Source organism: Nitrosomonas communis, assembly GCF_001007935.1.
Taxonomy (GTDB): Bacteria; Pseudomonadota; Gammaproteobacteria; order Burkholderiales; family Nitrosomonadaceae; genus Nitrosomonas; species Nitrosomonas communis.
In genome coordinates this window covers 2,115,331-2,140,762 of the sequence record NZ_CP011451.1, presented here as the reverse complement: position 1 = coordinate 2,140,762, position 25,432 = coordinate 2,115,331, and the positions used below count along the sequence as shown (strand labels likewise).

Sequence of the window (25,432 nt, the reverse complement as noted above, 5' to 3'; positions counted from 1 at the left end):
CGAAAGCTATCGCACCTTATTGTTCATAATAAGGATCGGCATAACCTAATTGGGTGACAATTTCTGTTTCAAGTTGCTCCATGATCGCCGCATCTGCTTCATGCTCGTGATCATAACCCTGCAAGTGCAATACCCCATGTACGGTCAGATGAGCATAATGTGCAGCCAAAATTTTTTTTTGTTGTTGTGCTTCATTGATGATGACCGGCGCACAGAGCACGATATCGCCTGATAAGGATTGCAGTTCATCGTAGACAAACGTCAGGACATTGGTGGCTTTGTCTTTACCACGAAAATGGCGGTTGAGCTCTCTGCCTTCTTCTTCGTTAACAATGCGCAAGACGATCTCCGCACTCTGCATCAATGCCGCATTCACCCATTTACGAAACTGCAACCGTCTGGGTGTTCCGGGAAATTCAGCAGCATATTGCAGCACTAATTTAAACTTTTTATGATTTGTGGCAGAGGAAGGTTCGGGAACCTTACTGACGTTTTTCATGTTTCTCGTAAGCGTCGACAATACGCTGCACCAGCGGATGGCGTACGACGTCTTCAGTTTTGAAATGGGTAAAGGCTATCCCCCGTATCTTTCCCAAGGCATGCTCTGCATCGATCAAACCACTCTTCTGATTCTTGGGTAGATCAATTTGGGTAATATCGCCTGTAATGACGGCTTTGGAACCAAAACCTATTCGTGTCAGGAACATTTTCATCTGTTCTGGCGTCGTATTCTGGGCTTCATCCAGAATAATGAACGATTGATTTAAGGTACGTCCACGCATGAATGCTAGCGGGGCAATCTCAATGGTACTGCGTTCAAACTGCTTGCCGGTTTTATCAAATCCCATGAGATCATATAGCGCATCATAAAGCGGGCGTAAATAGGGGTCAACTTTCTGCACCATATCCCCTGGCAAAAACCCCAAGCGTTCCCCCGCTTCGACTGCGGGCCGCACCAGGATAATGCGTGCAACCGTTTCGCGTTCCAATGCGTCGACCGCGCTGGCAACCGCCAGATAGGTTTTACCGGTACCTGCCGGGCCAATACCAAAGGTAATATCATGATCCTGGATTTGCTGCAGGTATTGCACCTGCCGTGGTGTGCGACCATGTAAATTGCTGCGCCGCGTGATCAGTTTGGGTACCGCTAACTCAGCATCAGCATCCGCCAGTTCATCCCCAGCCGACTGCGAAGCATGGGACGCGTTAGTTATCTCGATCAAACCGAGTTGCACTTGCTCTACGCTAAGATGATGGTGTGACTGGTTGTATAAATTCTTCAGGGTTTGGGCAGCCAGCTGCGTCTGATTTGCTTGGCCGCGCAGACTAAAATGTTCACCGCGCCGTGCGATTACGACATCCAGCGCATTTTCAATTTGTTTAAGGTTTTCATCTAGCGCGCCACAGAGATTGGCTAGACGCCGGTTATCAACCGGAGAAAAAGTAATCTCGACAGGTTTAGGTTTCAAGACTTTTGTTAAATAAATGCGACGTATTGATTCTCGCAGGGGTTACGATAGATTGCAAGTAATAATAGAGCATTTATAGGCCAATCGATCGCGACTCATGGATAATTTCTCCACGTAATGAATGCGACAAGGCAGCTGTAACCCTGATATTGATAAAATGACCCACCAGATCAGGTGTCCCAGCAAAATTAACTACCCGATTATTATCCGTTCGACCACACAATTCATCAGGGTTCTTTTTGGAAGGTCCTTCTACCAGTATACGTTGACTTGTTCCTACCATTCCCTGACTAATAGCTTGTGCCTGCTGAGCAATTTTTTCCTGGAGACGATAGAGCCGCGCCAGCTTGGTTTCATGGAAGGTATCATCAGGCAAATCAGCAGCAGGGGTACCTGGCCGTGGGCTATAAATAAAACTGAATGATTCATCAAAATTTACGTCTTCAACCAGCTTCATGGTCGCTTCAAAATCGGCATCGGTTTCACTCGGAAATCCAATAATAAAATCGGAACTAATGGAAATATCTGGACGGACTGCACGTATTTTGCGGATAATCGACTTATATTCAAGCGCAGTATAGCCACGTTTCATCGCTGCCAGAACTCTGTCTGCACCCGATTGAACGGGCAAGTGCAAATGGCTGACTACTTTCGGCAATTTTGCATAAACCTCAATCAGACGAGTAGTAAATTCCCGAGGATGCGAGGTGGTATAGCGAATACGTTCTATGCCAGGAATCTCATGGATATACTCAAGCAACAGGGCAAAATCAGCGATTTCACCCTCATCCATTTCGCCACGATAGGCGTTGACATTCTGTCCAAGTAAGGTAATTTCCTTGATACCCTGTACCACCAGACCGGCCACTTCAACCAGCACATCGTTGAGCGGACGCGATACTTCTTCACCACGCGTATACGGCACCACACAAAAACTGCAGTACTTGCTGCAGCCTTCCATGATGGAGACAAAAGCCGTCACTCCTTCTGTGCGAGCGGGCGGCAAATGATCAAACTTTTCAATTTCAGGAAAAGAAATATCCACTTGTGGCCGACCGGTAGCTTCACGTTCCTTGATCAATTCCGGCAAACGATGCAATGTTTGTGGCCCAAACACGAGATCTACAAAAGGAGCACGTTTAACGATTTCTGCCCCTTCCTGACTAGCGACACAGCCTCCCACACCAATTAACAGATTCGGCTTATTTTTTTTCAGGTGCCGCACCCGTCCGAGATCATGAAAAACTTTTTCTTGCGCTTTCTCACGCACAGAGCAAGTATTGAACAAAATCACATCGGCTGCATCGGGATTATCAGTCAACTCCATACCCCTGGCAACATGAAGTACATCCGCCATTTTATCCGAGTCATACTCGTTCATCTGGCAACCAAAAGTCTTAATATATAGTTTATTACTCACGGAATATTACAAGTAGCTTAGCTGGAAATTGAATGCATTATTTTGAACAGCCTGATAAGTATATAACGGAAGGACGGGTGATTCCATCATCGATATTGCAATAGACGGTTTAAAAATACTTCATTTTTATCAAAACTTCGAATCTATCGACCCCAGCTGAAGAAAAAAGTTCTATGACTTCCTATCTTTTAGAGAGATATAATCTTTTCTCCACTACCCGGGCACTTTGTAAAATTATTTGGACTCTAAAAATACTTTCATTCTCCAACCTAACTGACTAGACAGGATGATTATGTCTCACCAATTCGATTTATTCAACAATGAAACGCCTGCCACCTCTGAGCAAACTGTAAACAATTCTGCGACTGCACTGAAACTGACGACACAAGATTCCCAGTTAACGCCCAGTCAGCAACGCTTCAACCGTTTACTCGAGCGTATCGAAAAACTCAAAAAACAGCTTCTTGAATTACAAGCCATCAGCGATGCGCATCGTCCGCTATACCATCAGGCGATTGCCCCCCTGCGCGAGCGTGAGCGGCTGCTCACGCGGGAAATGGTGTTATGGCTGGATGAACGATTGCAGCGCAAGGGCTTAACCCCCACACAAAAACGTATCGCCACCACGATTTTATGCGGCCTCTCTGAACAGCTCGCGGCTCAGGGTGATGAGGAAATGCAAGTCCTGCATGATAAACACAGCACGGAGAGCCTCGAGCAGAAAGAACAGGCCAGCATTAAGGAAATACGCACGATGATGGAAGACATGCTAGGCGAATCTCTGACTGACGAAGACTCGCTAGAAACCATGCAGGATGTATTTAACGCCGGCATGGCGCGGTTACGCGAGGCTGAAGCTGAAGAAAAGGCACGCCGACAGGCTCGCGCGCGCAAAAAAAAACCTACTGCCGCCCAGCTCAAGGCCGAGGCGGAGCAGGAGGAAGCAGAAACCACTTTACGCAAGGTATTCCGCCAGCTCGCCAGCGCTCTACACCCTGATCGTGAAAACGACCCTGATGAACGTGCCCGCAAAACGGCTTTGATGAGCGAAGCCAATGCTGCTTATGATCGTCGTGATTTAATAGCACTGCTGCAGATCCAGTTGCGCACTGAGCTTACTGACCCAGCCTCCATCGCCAAAATGGCAGAAGAAAAAATTACCTCGCTCACGCGGTTACTCAAGGAGCAAGCCCAGGAACTCGAGGGCGAATTGTATCACCGCCGCCACGCTGCCCGTCATGAATTCGGCCTCAGCTCTTATGAAACTCCGAGTTCAACTAGTTTACGACGCAGTCTAAGGAGAGAAGAAACATTGCTCAAAGCAGATATAGACGCCATGCAGCAGGATTTACAACTGATACAAGATGACAAGTTTTTCAAACGTTGGCTGAAAGACCAAATCCAACCATCGAATACAGTCTTACTTGATGAGTGGATCATTAATACATTTAGGTAATAGATGCATAAACGCATCAAATGACTATTTTATTATCGCAGTAATGATAAGGAAAACCCTAAAATGCTTCTGGACAACCTCCTCTGTTAGCCGAATAAACAATTAATTGGCAGCGGGTAAAAGACAGTAGTGTAGAAGATACAAGCGGGTTTTGGATCAGTGGAACTGGGGCAACGTCTAAAGCAAGACAACATCCCATAAAAATTGTGATGCATTGACATGCACTTCATGCATTATGTAATGACTGCTATCTTTTTAAAGTTTTTGCTTGATGTGCAGCCTGCCCCCAATTATATAACGATTCCACGCGTAGGCGCGCCATCAATGGAGCCGTCTCCCACTCCATGCAAGAGACTTCTGCATAACTGGCTTTTTTGGATAATCTGGTATTTTTAAGAAATTGATTTTATCAGTTACACATACAGAGAAAAATTATAAAAACACAGTTATGCAGAGGCCGCCGCGATGGTTTAGCAGTTACGGGGCACAATGAAGAGAAGTTGCCAACCCTACTGGCTCAATTATCAAATCGTTCTGCCCGTGGTTTCGGCCTCACTGCTAAAGCGATGCCTAAGGCATATCAGTCGAACGCAAACAGGCCTGCCAACCGCCCGAAATGAAAGTCTGCCGGTTGCACCAAACGGCCTCGGGATAGTAAGCTCCCATCACACGTTGTGCGCATTGACCGGAGCGCATAATATCGTCCTGTGTGGGCGGAGTCGGAAAGGTTAAATTGAAACCACAGCCTTGAGCAATGGCGTTCTGGGCGGACTGGCTAAAATCGGCAGAAGCCAGCAAGTTTCGCATGAAGATGAGCTTGGGCACCATCTTCTCGTCACCCCATGGAATCCATACGACGCTCTGCGGTAGCCACTCGGGTCGAAGCACATCATTGGAAATCACGATGGTGTAGAATCCATGTCCATCGAGCGGCGTGCTCGCATCGGTTGCACAACCGATTACGGGTAATGGCGAGACTAACTCTGCTTGACAGAGCCCCCAATATCGCAATTGGACGGTTTTGAAACCGTGAACAGGTTGCGACACAGGCTGGCCATAATAAGTATCGGGGAACGCCGGCATCTTGCCACGAATCACAATGACTCGATCCAGCTTGTACTCAGGCATAAAGAACGATATCAGGTATTTTTGGTCGGGATTCGGCAGCAGAGTCGGGGGCGGCTCCGCTATTGCGTCGAACCAGATACGGTCTGGTACCGGCGGAATTGTGAAGTGCTCTAGTGGGTTCTCCAACTCCGCCGGAACAAACTACGGCTGCAACTGCGTGAGTTCCGACTGCGGATTAAAGATCGGACAGGTCGGTAACGGGGTTATTTGGCCATTTACGTCGGTGATTTTGATCTCTGGCAAAGGCGCCCCGCCCATAGAGCCACTGCCCGCATTCGGCAGGTATAAGCGATATAGCAACCACCCCGTATCCGCATGTAACTGTAACGCGTTTTCGGCAGTATTATTACTCCGTGTGACCGTAATGGTATACGTTGCATCGGGCTTGACGGCTAGGTTGTCGTTGCTTGGATCAGGAGCCGAGAACGGATTGACGCCGCCCGGATCAGGTACGATTTGCGCGTCAAATAGGTGATCGGCTAGCCCGGTAGAGACTGGCGCGTTATCATAGACAGCAATGGAGAAGAACCGTGCCTTGGGGTAGGCACCAGCAATCGTCAGCTGTTGCCATTGTGCATCGATGGGCATGTACCACCAGCGGTTGGCAGTGTCCGCCCAGAGCCAATTACCCAGGCCGAAAGGTGTCCATTCGTACTGCCAAGCACACATTGGTGTGGAAAGAGGAGGTGATTGCGCCGCGGAAATACCCGGATTTGCCAATAGTAAAAGAGTTGTTAAACTGAGCGCAAAAAAAGTCTTCATAATTTATCTCTTTCTGCTATGTGTAATAAATTACTCCGATGAGCGCATGAGATATCTCCCTTGCCGGCAAGCGAGCGGTCGGCAAACCAACCGCGGCGCTGCATTTGGTCGACAAAGCTTCCTAATTACTACAGATTCGGCCCTAAGTGTTTTTTGCCCGGAGAAGTGACAATTTTACCAATAGAGAAACAAGATGAAGAATTTCTCAGGTTCGGCGATGCCCTCCTCGAGCCAGACCCCGAAAATATACTGACCCCCAGCCGCCTGCATCATATATGGAAGATCGGCGAATTCGGCAAAGCAGATCATATCCCGAACAATCGATGTTTTGACCTTACGGCGATCAACCCTATTGTTTCTCATTTGAGACCGAAAACAATTCAAGCAAGCTCATCTTTCTTTCGGCTTGCCCACGTGTGCTATTTCTGTGATAACCGGCTTGTGATCGGGCCGGGATAACGGATTATGTCCGTTACCCCAAACCGATCAGTGAAAAATTGGGGCAGACATCAATTAATTCGCACATGAACAAATATTACTCAAGCTTAATCACAGCCAGGTCATCTGCCAACTCTTTAATAAGCAATGAAACAACTTTCTCGCATGAGCGGGTTTCTTCGTAAACGGTGTGTTGGCGCTGATAGCTGATATTCCGTTCTGCTACGCGCTTGACGAGTTGTTCAAAATATTCCGATTCTCTTATTTCGCTGGCATAAGGCTGGATTTCTGTTTGCACTATCTGCCAAATTTCATAGATGGATTTGAATGAGCCATTTTTATCGACCACACAGTTTGCTTTCAACCCCAAGCGCGAGGCCATATAATAATTGTCCTTTTCAATCCACCAGGGTAATGCATGAGGCAGGTTTTCAATGTTGGCCTCCTGGTGTGCCAGCAGATAGGCTGACAACACTCGAATAAAACTGGCGAGTTGCATTGACTCGGTAAGAGTGGGTTGCGCGTCCATGACTCTGACTTCGACTGTTCCCCAATGCGGTCGCACTCTGATATCCCAATGGATGTCATTGATGGTTTGTATCATACCAGCATGTTGCGAAGCGTTATAAAAATCCATGAATTGCTGCCAATCATTAAAACTGGGCGGAATGCCATAACTACGGCTGGCTGCCAGAATGCGTAGGCGATAGGAGACAAAACCAGTGTCATAGCCACGCCAAAAGGGAGAGCTGGCAGAAAGCGCAATTAAGAGCGGCAAATAAGGTTTTAATGCACGCATCAGATAGATCGCTTCAGTTGCATCCTGCACACCAATGTGTACCTGGGTCGAGAAAGTGATCTGAGTATGACCTAAATAGCCTGTATCCTTCTCCATTTTCAGATAGCGGGGCAGCGGGGTAAACAAGGCGAGCTCCTTATCAAAGGGATGAGTTCCGGCAGAACCTAGCTCCATTCCCAGCATGAGACAGGCCTGTTTCACTTCTTTGACAAGTTGGAGGAGGTGTTCATGGATCTCTGCAGTATTTTCTCCGACCTTGGAAATCACCTCGACAGTATTTTGGATAAACTCCGGTTTGATATAGGGTGAATCTGGGTAACACTCGAGCAAAGGCTGGATACCATTTATCAAGTTGAGGTTTTCCTTACTGAGCAATTGCAGCTCGAGTTCCACCCCGACGGTTAATGGTTTTGAGGGAACGAATTCCACAGTGACATCAGCTCAAATAGTCTTGTGCCGTCTCTCTGATGACTTCATCGAAAAAGGCAGCTCCCACTTTCAATACTTCCTCATTGAGATCAAATTCTGGACTATGTAACGGAATATATTCATGCTCATGCCGTCTTGCACCAAAACGCACGTAACAACCGGGTATCTTTTGCAGATAATAAGAAAAATCTTCTGATCCCATGCTCGGATGATCGAGGGTCATTAAGCGTGTACGCCCCACCACTTTTTCAGCTGCACGATGAGCAATCTGGCTTTCCCGTGTGGTATTGACAACCGGAGGATAACCTTGGGTGATATCAATATCAATTTTGGCATTATGCAGTTCACCGATGGCTTTGGCCATACGCCTTAATCCAGTATGAATGTGATCACGTACTTCGGGCAAAGTACTACGAATCGACCCCTCCAGGATAGCCTCCTCTGCAATTACATTAGGTGCACTGCCTGCGTGAACCGTGCCAATTGTCACCACGGCCGGATAAACCGGGTTAATTTCCCGTGAAACCAAGGTTTGCAGAGCAGTGATTAACAAACCCGTAATCACGATGGCATCGGTCGCTTCATGCGGGCGCGCGCCATGTCCGCCTTTACCTTTAATATGAATTTTAAAACGATCAGACTGGGCTGTGATCACCCCATCAGCTACCATAATTTCTCCCACACGATAGTGGTGAGTCACATGCCCGCCAAATATCGCACTGACGCTTTGCAATGCACCTGATTCCAGTACCACGCGCGCTCCGCCCCCCTTTTCTTCAGCAGGTTGGAAGACAAACAATACGTGGCAAGGAGGAGGTGATGTTTTCAGCAGCGCAGCCGCACCCAATACCATAGTCATATGCGCATCATGGCCACAGGCATGCATTCTACCTTGCATGCAGGAAGCAAAAGGCAAATGGGTGTTTTCGGTACCAGGCAGCGCATCCATGTCAGCACGCAAAGCAACGACTGGTGCAACAGCACTTTTGCTAAAAAGCTTACCAATCACCGCATGACCCGGGCCAGCATAGTCGTAAGAAATGCCCAATTTGGTTAATTGCTCCATTAATACTTTGGCAGTCTCGATTTCCTCAAAAGCTAGTTCAGGATGGCGATGCAGCTTTCGTCTAATCTCTACCATCCACTCATAAAGGTGCTCGGATTTATATTTCTCTATCATCATTACCACTCCTTATGAATTATTGTTTTTTACTAGCTGATTATCGATCTGGCTTTACTGACAAATAAGGCATAGTGAGAACGATATCCAGCCTAATTTTCTGGCTTAATTACATATTTCTCTTTCCCTTTCTAATGTTTAATGGCGTTAATTTATTACAAGCTTTCTGAAATTTATATTTATAAGAAACAGTTAATTGCTGAAGATAATAAAATAACTTATTTTGTAGTTAAACATCTCTTGCGAGCCAATCGTTATGGACAGGCTTATGTGTTCCATACCACTTTGTCATTTTATTAAATTACCTCCTCTTTTTTTCGCAATGTAATTCATTGTGTTTTTAACTTCTTAAGTAAGTAAAAAACAAATATAAATAAATTCTAAATAAATTTACAAGATTTTCATAACACAAAGGCTACACTGTTCCAAACTGAGCATATAGGCATGCAACAACAGGTTCATTATTCATAACTTCATATAAGCTTTTGTCATATTGTATCGCTGAGTTTTTATTAGTTAAATTTAATAAGGCTTTATGCACTAGTAGTTGTTGATTACGATTTTCTCAGAATCACCCAAATACATAAATTACAAGTATTTTGGGATATTTGGCCTTAAAGGAGGTTATAAAGCAATGATGAGGAATAACAAAGAAATAATCAGCATGATGGTCTGTTTGGTTATTGGATTTCACCTAGGGGGGAATATCTCATTCGCTGCAGAAGAGCAGGTAACAGAAGAAAAAAAAGCTAAAAAATCATTACTTTTCAATAAGGATGCTGTCGTTGCACAAGCACAAAATACGGAAACACAGAAAACTCAAAATCCATCAGTTATTTTCAAAAATAACACTGGGCGCAATGGATTCGATGTAGAGGAGCCAGTAGGGAGTACCCGGTTTGATTTTGATAGACTGACCGATCTTATGGAAAACGATAAAACCCCGCTTGCTGCCATGGCGCCAGATTGGCTCAATTTGGCTATTGAACATCGAACACGTTATGATGTGTATGATCATGGTTTTACCAGAGCGATTCCGGATGGTAATGAAATGATCCATCAACGGACCAGGTTCTTGTTCGAATTACAAAATATTATCGATTGGGCCAAGTTTACGCTTGAGCTCACCGATTTCCGCACACCGCTGGCAGAACATGGACAACAGCATAACCCGATTTTTGCTAATCATTTTGATTTTACTCAACTTCACCTTGATTTATTTTCCAAGAATTTTTTAGGTACAGGTTATGGTGCAAACTTCGAAGTGGGCCGTATGATTCTGGAATATGGGGAATCGCGCTTGGTCGGCGGACATCGTTGGGGCACTTTCACGCCTACTTTTGATGGGATACGATTTACATTAGGGAACGACAAGGAGAAATGGGGTCTCCACATCTGGGGCACACGCCCTGTCCAGCGTGAAGTGTCAGAGTTAGATTGGAATACGCCAGAAAGCTATTTTTCAGGTGCACACATTACTAACCGTGATTATCGCTGGGCTAATTTTGATGCCTATTGGTTTCAATTAAATGAAGGTAATAATCTGAGGCAACGTAATTTATCCACGCCAGGTTTCAGGTTATTTGCCAAACCTACCAGAGGCTCAATAGACTATGAAATTGAGTCGATGTATCAATTTGGGGATACCTTTGATGAAAGTATTTTTGCGCATCGCCATCATGGAGAAGTAGGGTACAGCTTTGAATCAACCCCATGGCCTCTCAGGCTTATCTACCTGTTTGATTATGCATCGGGTGATCGAGATCCGAACAAGAATTTTGACATTCTGTATGCAAAACGCCGGGTGGAATTTGGCCCTACTGGTATGTTTGGACCATTTTTTCCCTCCAACCTTTTCTCACCTGTAGGCTTTCGTATGAATCTTACGCCTGTTCCTAATGTCAGGCTCATGCTGTCTCATCGTGCGTATTGGTTGGCTGATAAACGTGGTCCCTTTTCCGGCTCCGGTCTGCAAGACCCCACCGGTAGAGCAGGAAGTTTCCTCGGGCATATGCTGGATGTCAGCGTAGGATGGGATCCTCAGTGGAGCTTCTTAAAACGTGTCAGCTTTGATATAGGATTTAGCCATATATTCAAAGGGGATTATTTTGATAAAGTTCCGAATAGTCCAGGCAGCAAAGATACCAATTATGGCTATACGATGGCGACTATCAAGTTCTAGGTGCCAGCCTTTCTCTTTTTACAAAGAATTTCAAGCTAACTCTCGAGAGGCAAGCATGATTTAAATATTTGAGAAAGGGATCAAAGCGTGAAGGCATTACTCTGGTTTACGGATAAACAATAAGCATGGATGAGCCGTTAATAGCGTAGAACATGCAGGTACTGAAACAGATTGACGACCGGCGGATTTTGAGTGGATCATGTATGTTTCATAAAGCGGCAGCATGGATCATCCTCGCATCATGATACCCGCCCCCGGTCAGGCCAGCGATCACAAGGAACAAAGACCGCTCAAGATTGTCTTGCTGTCATATCGCTGTCGAAAAAATTGCCAGTCGACAAAAGATATGGCGGTAAGGCGTCACTTATTGGTTTGCGCAAAGGGGAACAATGCCTATTACCTCACCACGCAGCAACCTGATAATCCAATTCAGTTACGACAAGGCTGCCTTAAACAACCGCGCATGCCTTCGAACGCATCTTCTGTAGAATAGACCATCTACACTACATCACTACTTCGACCGAAACGTCAAAGTCTTCTTTATAGATGGCTGCATCGCGGCCACTACTAAACTAAACATCCCAATAATCTTATTAGCTAAAAAAGAAATAATTCTATCTGCCATTAAGGAAATTGTGGATTATAAAATACGATCATAACAGTTGTTTTTTCGCAACAATATTCAATAATTGTCAAATTTTCTCTGTCACACTTCACACTTTTTTGACATTTTCTATGGTAGGCTTCGCTCTCAAAGTCTCCACTTTGTTACATCGATGAGTCTAGAAATAAATATAAGCTATTAAATTAAGTGACTAAATTTATTTTTTGTGCTCAACGTAATTTATTTTTGAGTGAAGTTAATTTGCAAAATACATAAAAACCTAGAAGTTTCTACCAACGAAGGAAGGAAAATACATGTTTAAAAAACTTAAGATTTTTACGGCATTCGCTGCGTTTAGTATGTTGTCGGCTCCCGCAATAGCTGAAGATGTCGTCACTGACTTCCAAACTTGGGGCCAAATTATGGCGAATATTAATTTAGGTAATGTAAGCGGTAATGAAAATCTGAAGAACTGGAGACTCTGGCTAGAAGGTCAAGGACGTTTTGGTAATGACTCTTCTCAATTTACTCAATCCCTTATCCGCCCTGGGGTTGGTTACGCCCTTAATGATAAAGTGTCTATCTGGGCAGGTTATGCCTGGGCACCAACGGCCGAACCGATTTCTGGAGCACAAGGTCCTTTTGATGAGCACCGGATCTGGCAACAATTAATCTATGCAGATACATTCTCCTGGGGCAAATTACAATGGCGCAGCCGTTTTGAGCAACGCTTTTTTGATCATGATGTTCCTGATCCTGGTAAAAACGATGTAGCCTACCGGTTCCGCCAATTGATAAAATTTGCATTCCCCATGCAATTTATTTCACCCAATCTTAGTTTTATAGTACAGGATGAAATATTTATCGCGATGAATACGCCTCAGAAAGGGTGGATTACCAATGGCTTTGATCAGAACAGGGGTTTTGTTGGGCTAGGTTGGAAATTCAATCAAATGGCCAACGCGGAAATTGGCTATATGAATCAATACATCAACAGACCACATAACGCCCGTCCAGATCAAATGATGCATATTCTTGGCGTCAATTTGTTTCTGACTTTCTAGTTAGCAAGATCTCTCCCTTTATGTTTGAATAATTCAAACATAAAGGGAATCGTATGAAATAAATTTCATTCGATGATAATGTAGAGAAGCAACTTATACATTGAAGCGGAAATGGATGACATCACCATCATTAACAACATATTCTTTACCCTCTAGGCGCATTTTCCCAGCCTCTTTAGCACCTTGCTCACCGTTATAAGCAACAAAGTCATCATAGGCGATGACTTCGGCGCGGATAAAGCCTCTTTCAAAGTCTGTATGAATCACACCGGCTGCTTGGGGAGCAGTATTTCCTTTGTGAATGGTCCATGCTCGTACCTCCTTGACACCGGCAGTGAAATAAGTCTGAAGCCCGAGTAGCTGATAAGCAGCACGAATCAAGCGATTTAAGCCCGGTTCTTCTAAATGAATATCAGCCAGAAATATTTGCTTGTCTTCATCAGACAGATCTGCAATTTCTGCTTCGAGGGCCGCACAGATTGCTACAACAGGGGCTCCCTCCCGTGCCGCATATTCATGAATGCTTTGCAATAATGGATTATTTTCAAAACCATCATCCGTAACATTTGCCACATATATAACGGGCTTTGAGGTCAACAGGCACAATGGCTTTACTAGCGGTTGTTGCTCTTTTTCTAAAGCCAGACTACGCGCGGGCCGGCCTTGGTCAAGATGGGCATGTAATTTCTCGAGTAGACTCACACATCGAATACTTTCCTTGTTGCCTGATTTAGCCAGCTTGGCTTCTCGTTGCAGTGCTTTCTCCACTGTGGCCATATCAGACAATGCAAGTTCAGTTTGAATGACTTCAATATCCGAAATGGGATCAACCTTTCCTGCCACATGAACCACATTGTCATCAGAAAAACAACGCACCATATGCACAATACCATCCGTTTCACGGATGTTTGCCAGAAATTTGTTGCCTAGTCCCTCACCTTTAGAGGCACCCGCTACCAGACCCGCAATATCAACAAATTCAACAATAGCAGGTTGTATTTTCTGGGGCTTAACAATTTCACTAAGTTTTTTGAGACGCGAATCGGGAACTTCGACAACGCCAACATTCGGATCAATCGTACAAAAAGGGTAATTTTCCGCAGCAATACCGGCTTTGGTGAGCGCGTTAAAAAGTGTGGATTTACCCACATTAGGGAGACCAACGATACCGCACTTCAGGCTCATAATCTGATTATTATTGAAATTCTAGTAAACGGGAAAATACACAAAATAAAAAGTATAACTTTATAATTCTTTTTGTTTTGTGTGCAATTTATGCATGGCAGCAGTATAGTCACCACTTGCAATGAGCGGCCAAATAACCAGACTTCGCTGAATAGCGTCATCAATCAATAAAGCTTCTTCTTTTCGAGGTGGATGCAATACATAATCCACCACCTCATTTTTATTCCCTGGATGGCCGACCCCAATTCGCAGTCGCCAAAAATCCTGGGTGGCCAGACGTGTGATAATATCCTTCAAACCATTATGGCCTCCTGCGCCTCCACCTAGTTTTAATTTGGCAGTTCCAGGAGGTAAATCCAGTTCGTCATGAACGACCAATAACTGGTCAGGGGAGATCTTATAAAAACGTGATAAGGCTGCCACGGCCATTCCACTTGCATTCATGTATGTCTGCGGTTTAAGTAACCAGAATTGCTCATTATCAAACACAACATTTGCACACAGGCCATGGAACTTAACTTCAGATTTGAATGTGATGCGCAATTGTTCTGCCAAACGACATAACCAGTGAAATCCAACATTATGTCGCGTAGCAGCGTATTTTTCTCCAGGATTACCCAGTCCTACAATGAGTTTCATTGTTTACTCGGTTTGATTGCACAACAATAACTTTCTATCAATCCAGATACGTTCATCAGCGACTTATTAAGTTTGAGAAGGGAAATACAGAAGAGATTAGATTAGCTTATCCTGTATTTCCGATTTATGCTGGATATCTATTTGACCTATTTAAGAATTAACTCATACTACTTTCTTCAGCCGCACCCCGCTGAACAATGAGAGTAGCCACTGGTAAGTTATCACCTTTGATCAGTGCAGGAATTTCCACATTCTCAGGTAACCGGAGATCGCTTAGATGCAAGGTACTGCCTGCAGCCATTTCTGATAAGTCAACGGTAATATATTCAGGCAAATCTTGAGGAAAACACGATATATCTACTTCAGTGAGCACATGACTAACCATGCCACCTGCTAGTTTTACTCCGGGTGAAAGTTCAGCATTAACGAAATGCAGCGGGACTTTCATGTGTATTTTTTTATCCGTATCAACGCGCTGAAAATCCACATGAAGTACCTGTGGTTTGTAAGGATGCATTTGTACATCGCGCAACAATACTTGCTCCTTGACACCATCGACCTTTAACGATAGAACAGAGGCGTGAAATGCCTCCAGTTTGAGCTTATAGAATAAATTATTATGGTCTAATTCGATAGATTGCGCGGCTCCCTCTCCACCATAAATAACCCCAGGAACTTTACCCTCTACACGCAGGCGGCGGCTCGCACCTTTGCCCTGCAAAGTTCGCTTATTAGCATCAATTTCAATCTGCATTTCAATTCTCCAAAATAAGATTTATCCGCGACCAGACAAATCAAAAATAAAAACTATCATTATTTATTCCATAAATAATGAGCTCAATGAACTCTCATTACTTATGCGCACCAGGGACTCACCCAGCAAGCTTGCAACACTTAACTGACAAATTCGATCACATGCTTTGGCATTATCACGTAATGGAATCGTATCAGTAACTACTAATTTATCCAGTTTAGACTCTGAAATGCGCTCCACTGCCTTGCCAGAGAGTACTGCATGCGTAGAATAGGCAACGACACTTGCGGCCCCTTCCTCTTTTAAAGCTCTGGCAGCTTCGCATAGCGTATTCGCCGTATCTACCATGTCATCTATGATGACACAAGTACGCCCCTCAACTTCACCGATGATATTCATTACGATAGATTCATTTGGCTTAGGGCGACGCTTATCGATGATCGCAAGATCGCACTCTAAGCGTTTTGCCAAATGTCTCGCTCGTACCACCCCGCCCACATCAGGCGATACAACGGTCAGGTCTTGATAATTATGTTTCCAAATATCGCCTAGCAATATAGGCATGCCGTAAATATTATCCACGGGTATATCGAAAAACCCCTGGATCTGATCAGAGTGCAAATCCATTGTCAAAAGTCGATCTACTCCAACAGTGGTAAGCATATTCGCGACTACTTTGGCTGTAATTGGCACACGCGCCGAGCGTGGTCTTCTATCCTGGCGCGCATAACCAAAATATGGAATTGCAGCGGTAATACGGCCTGCTGAAGCACGTTTTAAAGCATCTACAATGACCAATATTTCCATCAGGCTGTCATTGGTAGGTGCACAAGTAGATTGCAAAACAAACACATCCTTGCCACGCACATTTTCAAGAAGCTCTACCATGATCTCGCCATCACTAAAACGAGAAACCGTTGCTCGCCCTAAATGAATATTGAGATACTTGACCACGTCCTGGGCCAGTTGTGGATTGGCTGTGCCAGTAAAAACCATCAAGCTATCATAAGACATGGCTAATAGTTCCCTGCTATGAACTGGATACTGAAAAACACAGAACCCCTTGGTAATACAAAGCTTGCCACATAATTATAAATTTATATGCTCTGATTTAAACCAGAAAACCGGTTACTTGAAATCGCTGCTGATCTATGAATACTGGCTGGGGAGGTAGGGATCGAACCTACGAATGCCGGAATCAAAATCCGGTGCCTTACCACTTGGCGACTCCCCAAATTCGTTACTCTTCTAAAAATTTTTGCAATGGGTGATAACTCAACCCCTCTGCAACGAAACCACTCATTCCATCGGGCAATTGCTGAAAAGCATACTTCGCTGCCCGTTCGTTTGCAAATTCTGCAAATACACAAGCACCCGAACCACTCATTGCGACTAATGTCGTGTTATTTAATTGCTTCAGCCACTGCAAATATCTTGCCACAACTGGATACATCTGGCAAACCACTGTTTCAAGATCATTACGTCCTTGCCAGGGGGAAAAGGGCGGTATTGTGATAGGATTTGTATTCCGTGTCAATTCCTTGCTTGAAAAAATTTGTCCTGTTGAAATATGCACCGAGGGTATTAACACCAAATACCAGGCTGGTGGTAAAGCAATCGATGAAAGTTTTTCGCCTATCCCTTCTGCAAAGGCATTTTCACCATAGATAAATACTGGAACATCCGCACCCAACTCTAACCCGACTTCCATCAAGCGGGCCCTATTCCAATTCAACCCCCATAAACGATTAAGTACGAGCAAGGTCGTTGCTGCATCGGAACTGCCTCCTCCTAGTCCGCCCCCCATCGGAATGTGTTTTTCCAGAAAAATTTCTACTCCAAGATTTATGTGGCTTCTTTGCTGCAGCAATTTTGCCGCACGAACACACAAATTATTTTCTTCTGGTACGCCAGGAGTAGGTGTACGCAATTTGATAGCAGAATCATCTCTTAAAACAAAACTCAGCTGATCCGCGAAGTCAATCAACCTAAAGACCGTTTGCAATAGATGATACCCGTCTTCCCGACGTCCCACTACATGCAAAAACAAATTAAGCTTGGCAGGTGCTAAAAAGGTTTGCATGTTTGCTTGAATTTTCTATTATATCTTTTAAAAAGAGTATGCTATTAATCTTTTATATCCCAGCTATCAATTACCAATTTCAGTTTCAGGTCTGTACGGCTAAGTTCCAATACTCTTGGAAGATGATTGTATGCAGGAATAAGCTGCGAAAAATAATCCAAATAAGTAATTTTCCAGCCGTTTTGTCTGATTGCTATTGTGCGGCCATTCCTATCTAAATCCTTTTCAGACACAGTAAATGGAAAATGGGTACCCTGCACCCAGAATTGTAACCCAGAAAGTGGTAATCGCCATCCCAAGACATCTTCTGTCAAATTTTCCACATTACTTGCATAATAAGTTTCTGGCTCGGAAGTAATCAGACTCACACCTTCCGGGCCTTGCTCAATCTGAGCAACAGTTTGTCCTAAGGGTGAAAATAGCATTATCTGATCGCTGATCTCGGTATGCTGCCAGCGTACACCGCCTGAAAACCCATGCTTATCTGCTTTGACTGAAACTCTCCCAACCAGATCAAAATTAGCAATGACTTCCTTTGAAATTTCTTCACCAGGTTGAGTAGCAATGGTAGTAACGACCTCGCGGCTGTCAAATAAGACACAACCTGCGAGCATTGAAACGATACAAAGCAGTAGCTTCCCTACAAAAAATTCAATATTTTTTCTAATGCTATTGACCAAGGGATATCAAACCTGCTCTTTTTCACGTAACCAATAATTAGCCATCCAAATTTCTGCTATTTATTATTTATATTCGCTTCGGAACATACATTATTGCTTGATTACCAAGCAACTGTTTAGATTAATTAAAAGCCATTCTTGAATACTTCATGAATACTCTTGCTGTTTGCTGCTTTGAGTTTCTGGCAATACGATATTCAGCTCAAGCGTCTCTTGATTTTCATCCTGCTCAAATTTAACTGAGATGGCATCCTGTTCCACTTTGACATATTTACGGATAACTGCCAGTAACTCTTCTTGTAATTGAGGAAGGTAAGAAGGTTTGTTACGGTAATAGCGTTCGTGTGCCACAAGAATTTGTAGTCTTTCTTTAGCAACAGTAGCTGTTTTGGGTTTAGATGATCTAAAATAATCCAGTAGACTCATTATTTCCCTCCAAAAAGCTTCCTCAGAAACCCTTTTTTACTATCAATAAAACGATGAGGTCTTTTTTCCCCAAGATAGCGCGCCACCACGTCAGCATAAGCTTGGCCTGCATCACTTTTCTCATCCAAAATCACAGGCGTACCTGAATTAGAAGCATTTAAGACTGCTTTTGATTCTGGAATAATGCCTAACAAGTGCAAAGATAATATTTCTTGCACATCTTCCAGACTTAACATTTCTCCTGCTTCAACCCGATTTGGATCATACCGAGTTAATAATAAATACTCTTTGATGGGTTCCATCGCCAACTCTGCTCTCCGTGATTTGCTTGCCATAATACCCAGCATTCGGTCCGAATCTCTAACAGAAGATACTTCTGGATTGGTCACGACAAAAGCATCATCAGCAAAGTACATCGCCAAATGAGCTCCCTTTTCAATACCAGCGGGCGAGTCACACACGATATATTTAAAATCTTTAGAGAGCTCTTCTAATACTTTTTCTACTCCCTCTAAAGTTAAAGCATCTTTATCACGTGTTTGTGAAGCAGGCAGAATATAGAGTAAATTACAATTCTTATCGCGAATCAATGCCTGATTAAGGTTTGCCTCTCCATTAATCACATTGACGAAATCATAAACAACCCGTCGCTCACAACCCATAATAAGATCAAGATTGCGTAAACCCACATCAAAATCAATCACGACTGTTTTATGCCCCCTTTTTGCCAATCCCATGGCAATAGCAGCACTTGTGGTGGTCTTACCTACTCCCCCTTTACCCGACGTTACGACAATAATTCTTGCCACTTAATTCTCCTTCGCTGAAATATCCTATATTAATTCTTTTATTATTAAAGCATGATTCTGCAAATAGATTTGCACTGGTTTTTTTTCAACCGTTCCCTTAAGATCTTCACTTGTCTTATAATCCCCAGCTATTGAAATAAGCTCAGCTTGCAAATCAAAACAGAATATCCTTGCATTTGTGTTACCTTGCACCCCTGCAAGCGCTCTACCTCTTAATGTATTGTAAACATGGATATTACCTTCAGCCATGATTTCAGCACCCGCACTGACCTGAGCCAATATAATCAAATCGCCCGATACATAAATGCGTTGACCCGAACGAACAGGCTGAGTTATCAGCGTCGCCGCATTATTCACAACCACTTCCTTAACAACCGTTTGAGAAGTTGGCACAGATGTTTTGGATATTTCAGCAGCGATACTTTGAGTGTTATCTACTGGAATAAATATCGAGTTTGCTTGCGCATTCTGAAACTCATTCCCGCCTCGTATGCCTATAGGGAATAAGCCCATCTTACGAATAAGCTCCACTAATTTCACCACATCTATTTCATTATTATGATTTAATTCATGCAAATCAAAGACAATGGGTGAATTTCTGAAGAAATCCGGCGCTTGAGATATTTTTTGTAGCAATCGTTGCTCAATTACAACCAAATCATTGGTGTACAAAACCAGGACTGGCACAAAAAAAGTACTACTCTTAATTTCCAGCACTGACTGGATTTCATACATTTTTTTTGTATCTATTGACATCTGTTGTTAAATCAGAGAGTTAATTTAATAGTAGAAGATATCATGGATATCAATTTATTTATTGACAACAATTATGCATTATACCTTTCAAATGTAAGGAACAAATATTTTTGCTCAGCATTTGAATAAATTCGCTTCCATAACTTACTGCTATCTTATGGCAACTAGGAAATTAATCTAATCAAAGCAGTTAATTTAGGGTAAAAATCCGCTCTCCCCTTGACAGGCTGTTTAAAAATTATTTTACCTTGTTGTTTGCAGTATTAAAAAACAGGCTCAAAATAATCATTTATTATGAATAAACCACGCTTTTTTGGCCTGCTTTTGCCTATTATTCTAATTCTCAGTCGAAATCTTTTAAATTGCTCAGAAACCCTACTGATTAAGGCACTTTGAGAGATTTATCACCTCACCAATCAGGTGAGATTTTAATAAAATGATCAAAATCTTCTCAAAGCATTGTCACACCTTGCTTTCAGCTTGTTTACTGTCACTTAGGAGCAGTTAATATTTCTGACCGGGAACTGTTGATAGAATTAAATTACAGCTATTTTCATCCTAATTACCAATAGAGGAATTTAGGATTATCGATCGTCTTAAATACGTTATTTCAACAGCCTGATAAACTAGAATTATCTATTTAATCAATTGTCCAAAAGTTAATACCGTATTTTCAGGTTTGGATGCAGGCTCCATCAGCTTAAAAGACAAGCATACTTGATAAAGGAAAAAATATGAAATTACGTTTATCAATAGTCAGTTTATTTTTTCTGCTGAATGGATGTACTAGCCTGCCACCTGCCGCCATAAGAAATATTCCCTTTGTTGATTTGTCCTACCAGACAGTCAATCAGGATATCAATGCGTATAAGGATGTGCCCATTCGTTGGGGTGGGGTGATCATTGACGTAGAAAACGAAAAAGATTTCAGCTTAGTGCAAATTTTATTTTATCCTCTCGATAAGAAAGGTTATCCCTATACCAATAAAAAAAATGAAGGTCGTTTTGTCATTGAAAGCAGTGAGTTTCTCGACCCGGCTGTTTATAAAAAAGATACTGAAATAACAGTCACCGGAACAATCAAAGGTGATATTGAGCGAACTATTGGTAATAAAACCATACAAGTGCCACTTATTTCAGCAACGGCAATCTACTTATGGCCCAAAGAGTATCGATACAATTATTATGGTCCAGGTAGATATGGATATTACCCACCTTATCCTTTTGGCTTTTACGGCGACCCCTATTACTACAGAGGATTCTACTGGCCTTATCCTTACCGGTGGTAAAGAATTCTAAGTATATTTTCCAGTTAATTTTTTAATTTGCTTTTATTGATATTTCTTCTTTTACACATAGCAGCGCTTTATTTCGCTTCCGAAAACAAACCATTCGGCTGATAAAACTCGAGCACATTAAACATATCAGCATTCCTCCAGCAAACGATAAAAATCAAGCAGCCTATAGCTGCTCTTAAATGAAATACGCTGCTTAAAAAACCAAATTACTGCATTAATCTTTTCATAGTATCTAATAATATTTCATTATCTGGATGTGCCTCAAGTGCAGAACGCCAGACCTTCTCAGCATCCTCTTTTGCCCCCTTAACCCAGAGCACTTCGCCCAAGTGAGCGGCAATTTCTGGATCAGGACGAGTAGTAAATGCAAGATTCAAATAATTAAGACCTTCTCTAAAATTTCCCATCCGGTAGTACACCCATCCTAGACTATCCATAATGTAAGGATCTTCAGGAGATAACTCAACTGCCTTTTTGATTAAAGCTAATGCCTCTGGTAAGCGCAATCCTCGCTCTGCAAGACTGTAGCCTAATGCGTTATAGGCATGAGCATTATCTGGCTTCAACTCGATCAGTCTACGCAAATCTTTTTCTACGATATCAAATTTGCCTATTTTGTCTGCCGCCAAAGCCCGATCGTAAAGAAGTTCAGGCTGATCCGGAGTCTTTTCCAGATTTTTGTCTAGTAACTTAAAAACTTCATAATGCGCATTAACCTCTCGTAATAATTGTGCCTCTGCCAAAATTAATTGGGCGCGCTGCTGCTCATTCTCCGGTGTTAATTGATGCAAATGCTGGCGAGCGCGATTAATTCCTTCTTCCTTAAGTAGCAAAACTGCAATACGGATTTGAGCAGGTAAATACCGTTCCCCTCCACTTACTTGTTGATATGCTTTAAGAGCAGCGTCAGGCCGTTGAGTAACCTCATAAATGCGCGCTAAATTAAAATGGAGATTATTCGCATCTTCATAACCCAGCTCCAAAGCTTTCTTAAAATTTGCTTCAGCACTATCGAAATCATTTAATTCAAGAGATAATAAACCCACTGCAAGTGCGATGTCAGCATTAAACGGATTCTCCGTCATTAATTTCTGGAACTGATCGCGTGCTGAAAGAAAATTTTTATCTGCCATCAGCATGCGAACATAAGCAATTCGCATATCATTGGCTTTAGGATATTTCGCGAGATAATTTTCATAAAAAGTCATCGCTTCAGCATTAGCCATTTTCTGCAAAATCCGACCTTGATGAATCGCGGCAATTTCCCAATCAGGACGTAATGCCAACGCTTTTTTCATTTCATCAAGTGCAAGATCAAGCTGATTAGCATTCCAGGCAGCTTGGGAAATTGCGAAATGTGCTTCCGGCAAATCAGAGTAAGGAATCGCAAGCTGTTGCAATAACTTCAATGCTGCTTTCTTGTCATCGTGACGTGACAGTAGCCTGCTCAAGTGCATAAAAGCTTTATCAACGGTTTCTTTATCAGATGATAACAGTTTCAAAAGATGAGGACGTGCCTTATCAAGCTTGCCAGTACTCACAAACAAGGCTGCAGCAGCCTGACGTGCATTGGTTGAATCTGGCTCCAGTTCAATCCATAAGGCAACAGCTTTCTCTGCTTCATCAAGTTGACGGGCACGAAGCGCTACCTCTGTAGCACGCTCGGCAATACGTGGATCCCGTGTCTCTTTGGCAAGCTTAGAATATCGTTCAACAGCCACCTCAAGATTATCGCGTTGCAATGCTGTCTCAGCAAGCAAAAAATCAAATAATAACTCGCTCGTCAATTCTTGATGAGGCAGCCCCTGTTGGTTTTGACTAGCCAGTTCCTCTGCTTGCGAATTTTCGACTTTTGGTATTTGGGTACATCCAGCTAGACCGAGTAAAAACAATATCCAATGCATTCTAAAATTCATCTGAATTAAGCCAATAAAATCATTAAGACTAAAAAAAATTAAACCAGTTCTTATACTACGGCATATTTAAGCGTTATCACAGTATAGCTAACGATCACAATGTGTAGACGTATCTTCGATACGCCGTACAATACATAAACTTATGCATTTAAAATTTGCCGTCATCTAATTCTATTTCTAAATCAAAACTGGCTTTGCCGGCTTTACCTTACCATATTATCTATATTATCTGCGGTTTGCCTTCGTGTCATTTTTGATTTGGAAATGGGATAACAGTAAGAAAAGCAAGCAGAGGTAACGCCGAAAACAAACTATACCGGCTAATAAGCAAGTTCTTGAGCCCTATCTATGGAGTAGCTCATTTATGTAAAAACATTCAGTGTTTTCCTTAAAAAGGATCTCTCAAGATTGATTACGCGATTATTGAGGATTTTGTGTAAATGGATTAGTGCTATCTGCTGGCTGGCTTGGGGAAAGAGGATTAGAACCTGATGTAGCCTTATCACTAGCAAAAGGATTGGTAGAGGGAGCACTTTGCACACCGGATTTAGGTGTTTTTGATCGCTGTGAATCTGTTCCACCCGTCCCCCCGCCAGCATGAACAAATTTCCAATCCTGATAACTTTTTGCTTCTGAAAATGTGGAATAATGTTCTGGAAAATTTGTGCGCTTGAGCGGGATTTTGTCCGATTTACTATATATACCTGTAATGCCCGACCCTGCTTGCTCAATTAACCCCCAATCATGACTATTGGTCATTGGGTCAAGGAAAATTTTTCTGAGATGACGTTTGGCTATTAATGAACTCCTATCCTCGAGCAATTGCTCTAGTGACTCTGGATACCGTTTCGCTTTTCCACTGGAATTGAGGTAATACGATTCAATTGCACGCCTGAATTGATCCCCCACATGAAGTAGCTCCATTTCTTTTTCTCGCTGGGATTCAATTTGCCACATTGGACCAACACCTGCCAGTCCTACCCCTGCCAGCGCAACCGCAAATAACGTCCAGAGATAGATATAACCTTGTTCTCCACAAGGATAGCTAGCGTGGTTCTTTCTCACCATTTATCGTAAAATGTTCCATCTAATGCCTGCTTATCAGAGCTACTGTGTAGATCATACACGCCTTCAACCTCCTCACCAGGCGGAGGCACTTCAATCCATGTTAAAGCACTGTCGGTAATTGGATCAATCGGAATAGCACGAATATAACGCTCTTCCACCAATTGCTCCAAATTAAGCGGATAAACTCCCCTATCAGCATAGAATTTATCAATCGCATCACGCACGATACTCAGATTTTGACGCAATACAGCCTCTTTAGCCCGATCGACTGAATTGAAATATCTCGGTGCAACAATACTGAGTAAAGTAGCAATCACTGCCATGACAACCAATAACTCAATGAGTGTAAAACCGGCGCGCCGGTAAAAATCAAGTATTCTCATTTACCACTGATTATAAGGAATCCCGTTCAGCCCCTTTTGACTGGAGCGAGAATAGATATCAAACACATCGTCACCTTCTTCCGGATTATCGGGTGGGCTCTCGTAGCTACGCTTTCCCCACGTGTCAACGTCAGGTACATCCATATCTTCGTCGGCAAACATAGGATCACGCGGCAAACGTCGCAAAAAATAAATCATATTTTTTTTAGGATCCTTTATATTGGGCACACCTTTCGCCAGATCTTCCAATTTGCGGGGATAACCCACCTCATCTGCTTTCTTTTCCACTCGTCCCTCATCCGCAGCCTGTTTATAAGCATCGATTGCAGTACGAATTTGACGCAAGGCAAGACGTAATTCTTGTTCCTTCTCACGCTTAACGGCAATCTCACGTAACGGCATCACTGCAGTAGCCAAAGTAGCGATGATAGCCACCACCACCATCAATTCGACCAGAGTGAATCCACGAGAGGTTGTTATCAATCCTGAGCTTCGTTTTCGCAT

25 protein-coding genes and 1 tRNA gene are annotated in these 25,432 nt (G+C 43.1%); 5 read left to right on the top strand and 21 right to left on the bottom strand.

Going from position 1 to position 25,432, the window contains the following annotated elements; genetic code table 11:
• Positions 1-16: 16 nt before the first annotated feature.
• The 3 genes from ybeY to miaB all read right to left on the bottom strand — a co-directional run bounded on the left by ybeY (position 17) and on the right by miaB (position 2,889).
• A complete protein-coding gene (ybeY, locus tag AAW31_RS09705; RefSeq protein ID WP_046850097.1) occupies positions 17-499 on the bottom strand; it encodes an rRNA maturation RNase YbeY in 483 nt (160 codons plus the stop codon).
• Positions 483-1,469 (bottom strand): PhoH family protein, encoded by a 987-nt coding sequence (locus AAW31_RS09700; RefSeq protein WP_046850096.1) that lies wholly within the window; start codon positions 1,467-1,469, stop codon positions 483-485. The genes ybeY and AAW31_RS09700 overlap by 17 nt, the downstream gene beginning before the upstream one ends.
• Before the next feature lie 73 nt (positions 1,470-1,542).
• Positions 1,543-2,889, bottom strand: a complete 1,347-nt coding sequence (miaB, locus tag AAW31_RS09695; RefSeq protein WP_046850095.1) for a tRNA (N6-isopentenyl adenosine(37)-C2)-methylthiotransferase MiaB — start codon at positions 2,887-2,889, stop codon at positions 1,543-1,545.
• Between the two features lie 292 nt (positions 2,890-3,181).
• Here miaB and AAW31_RS09690 point away from each other — a divergent pair, with 292 nt between their 5' ends.
• Positions 3,182-4,345 (top strand): coiled-coil domain-containing protein, encoded by a 1,164-nt coding sequence (locus AAW31_RS09690; RefSeq protein WP_046850094.1) that lies wholly within the window; start codon positions 3,182-3,184, stop codon positions 4,343-4,345.
• Between the two features lie 570 nt (positions 4,346-4,915).
• Here AAW31_RS09690 and AAW31_RS09685 read toward each other — a convergent pair.
• Positions 4,916-5,599, bottom strand: a complete 684-nt coding sequence (locus AAW31_RS09685; protein WP_144412906.1) for a hypothetical protein — start codon at positions 5,597-5,599, stop codon at positions 4,916-4,918.
• A 15-nt stretch (positions 5,600-5,614) separates the two neighbouring features.
• Positions 5,615-6,235 (bottom strand): hypothetical protein, encoded by a 621-nt coding sequence (locus tag AAW31_RS09680; protein ID WP_046850092.1) that lies wholly within the window; start codon positions 6,233-6,235, stop codon positions 5,615-5,617.
• Positions 6,236-6,400: 165 nt separating this feature from the next.
• On the opposite strand from AAW31_RS09680, the gene AAW31_RS21300 reads away from it, so the two are divergent.
• Positions 6,401-6,694, top strand: coding sequence for a hypothetical protein (locus AAW31_RS21300; RefSeq protein WP_148906849.1), 294 nt, complete (start codon positions 6,401-6,403; stop codon positions 6,692-6,694).
• Positions 6,695-6,770: 76 nt separating this feature from the next.
• Here the strand turns inward: AAW31_RS21300 and AAW31_RS09670 are convergent, their stop codons facing one another.
• Both AAW31_RS09670 and AAW31_RS09665 read right to left on the bottom strand, forming a co-directional pair.
• The gene (locus tag AAW31_RS09670) at positions 6,771-7,901 is read right to left on the bottom strand and encodes a carboxylate-amine ligase (RefSeq protein WP_046850090.1); all 1,131 of its coding nucleotides are present in this window, start codon (positions 7,899-7,901) and stop codon (positions 6,771-6,773) included.
• A gap of 7 nt (positions 7,902-7,908) precedes the next feature.
• Positions 7,909-9,084, bottom strand: coding sequence for a M20 metallopeptidase family protein (locus tag AAW31_RS09665; protein ID WP_200899586.1), 1,176 nt, complete (start codon positions 9,082-9,084; stop codon positions 7,909-7,911).
• A gap of 631 nt (positions 9,085-9,715) precedes the next feature.
• Here AAW31_RS09665 and AAW31_RS09660 point away from each other — a divergent pair.
• Positions 9,716-11,263: an alginate export family protein gene (locus AAW31_RS09660; protein WP_082110399.1), complete on the top strand. Its 1,548-nt coding sequence runs from the start codon at positions 9,716-9,718 to the stop codon at positions 11,261-11,263.
• A gap of 918 nt (positions 11,264-12,181) precedes the next feature.
• Positions 12,182-12,931, top strand: a complete 750-nt coding sequence (locus AAW31_RS09655; RefSeq protein WP_046850089.1) for a DUF2490 domain-containing protein — start codon at positions 12,182-12,184, stop codon at positions 12,929-12,931.
• A 93-nt stretch (positions 12,932-13,024) separates the two neighbouring features.
• Here AAW31_RS09655 and ychF read toward each other — a convergent pair whose 3' ends face one another.
• The 10 genes from ychF to minC all read right to left on the bottom strand — a co-directional run bounded on the left by ychF (position 13,025) and on the right by minC (position 20,263).
• Positions 13,025-14,116: a redox-regulated ATPase YchF gene (gene ychF / locus AAW31_RS09650; protein WP_046850088.1), complete on the bottom strand. Its 1,092-nt coding sequence runs from the start codon at positions 14,114-14,116 to the stop codon at positions 13,025-13,027.
• 60 nt (positions 14,117-14,176) lie between these two features.
• Positions 14,177-14,755, bottom strand: a complete 579-nt coding sequence (pth, locus tag AAW31_RS09645; RefSeq protein WP_046850087.1) for an aminoacyl-tRNA hydrolase — start codon at positions 14,753-14,755, stop codon at positions 14,177-14,179.
• 157 nt (positions 14,756-14,912) lie between these two features.
• Positions 14,913-15,509, bottom strand: a complete 597-nt coding sequence (locus tag AAW31_RS09640; protein WP_046850086.1) for a 50S ribosomal protein L25/general stress protein Ctc — start codon at positions 15,507-15,509, stop codon at positions 14,913-14,915.
• A 63-nt stretch (positions 15,510-15,572) separates the two neighbouring features.
• Positions 15,573-16,523: a ribose-phosphate pyrophosphokinase gene (locus AAW31_RS09635; protein ID WP_046850085.1), complete on the bottom strand. Its 951-nt coding sequence runs from the start codon at positions 16,521-16,523 to the stop codon at positions 15,573-15,575.
• Positions 16,524-16,668: 145 nt separating this feature from the next.
• Positions 16,669-16,743, bottom strand: a tRNA-Gln gene (locus tag AAW31_RS09630).
• Between the two features lie 6 nt (positions 16,744-16,749).
• Complete coding sequence (gene ispE, locus AAW31_RS09625; protein ID WP_046850084.1) at positions 16,750-17,592, bottom strand: 4-(cytidine 5'-diphospho)-2-C-methyl-D-erythritol kinase; 843 nt, start codon at positions 17,590-17,592, stop codon at positions 16,750-16,752.
• A 44-nt stretch (positions 17,593-17,636) separates the two neighbouring features.
• Positions 17,637-18,272: a lipoprotein insertase outer membrane protein LolB gene (lolB, locus tag AAW31_RS09620; protein ID WP_235264347.1), complete on the bottom strand. Its 636-nt coding sequence runs from the start codon at positions 18,270-18,272 to the stop codon at positions 17,637-17,639.
• Positions 18,273-18,419: 147 nt separating this feature from the next.
• On the bottom strand, positions 18,420-18,698 hold the full coding sequence (gene minE, locus AAW31_RS09615) for a cell division topological specificity factor MinE (protein WP_046850083.1): 279 nt from the start codon (positions 18,696-18,698) through the stop codon (positions 18,420-18,422).
• Positions 18,698-19,507 (bottom strand): septum site-determining protein MinD, encoded by an 810-nt coding sequence (gene minD, locus AAW31_RS09610; RefSeq protein WP_046850082.1) that lies wholly within the window; start codon positions 19,505-19,507, stop codon positions 18,698-18,700. The genes minE and minD overlap by 1 nt, the downstream gene beginning before the upstream one ends.
• 24 nt (positions 19,508-19,531) lie before the next feature.
• Positions 19,532-20,263 (bottom strand): septum site-determining protein MinC, encoded by a 732-nt coding sequence (gene minC / locus AAW31_RS09605; RefSeq protein WP_046850081.1) that lies wholly within the window; start codon positions 20,261-20,263, stop codon positions 19,532-19,534.
• A 734-nt stretch (positions 20,264-20,997) separates the two neighbouring features.
• Between minC and AAW31_RS09600 the strand changes: the two genes are divergently transcribed.
• Positions 20,998-21,552: a Slp family lipoprotein gene (locus AAW31_RS09600; protein WP_046850080.1), complete on the top strand. Its 555-nt coding sequence runs from the start codon at positions 20,998-21,000 to the stop codon at positions 21,550-21,552.
• 215 nt (positions 21,553-21,767) lie between these two features.
• Here AAW31_RS09600 and AAW31_RS09595 read toward each other — a convergent pair whose 3' ends face one another.
• From AAW31_RS09595 to AAW31_RS09580, 4 genes are all read right to left on the bottom strand, one after another.
• Positions 21,768-23,477, bottom strand: coding sequence for a tetratricopeptide repeat protein (locus AAW31_RS09595; RefSeq protein WP_046850079.1), 1,710 nt, complete (start codon positions 23,475-23,477; stop codon positions 21,768-21,770).
• 420 nt (positions 23,478-23,897) lie between these two features.
• Positions 23,898-24,545: a hypothetical protein gene (locus AAW31_RS09590; RefSeq protein WP_046850078.1), complete on the bottom strand. Its 648-nt coding sequence runs from the start codon at positions 24,543-24,545 to the stop codon at positions 23,898-23,900.
• A complete protein-coding gene (locus tag AAW31_RS09585; RefSeq protein ID WP_046850077.1) occupies positions 24,539-24,928 on the bottom strand; it encodes a type II secretion system protein in 390 nt (129 codons plus the stop codon). Before AAW31_RS09585 ends, AAW31_RS09590 begins: the two co-directional genes overlap by 7 nt.
• Positions 24,929-25,432 (bottom strand): type II secretion system protein, encoded by a 504-nt coding sequence (locus AAW31_RS09580; protein WP_046850076.1) that lies wholly within the window; start codon positions 25,430-25,432, stop codon positions 24,929-24,931. It abuts the gene before it with no gap.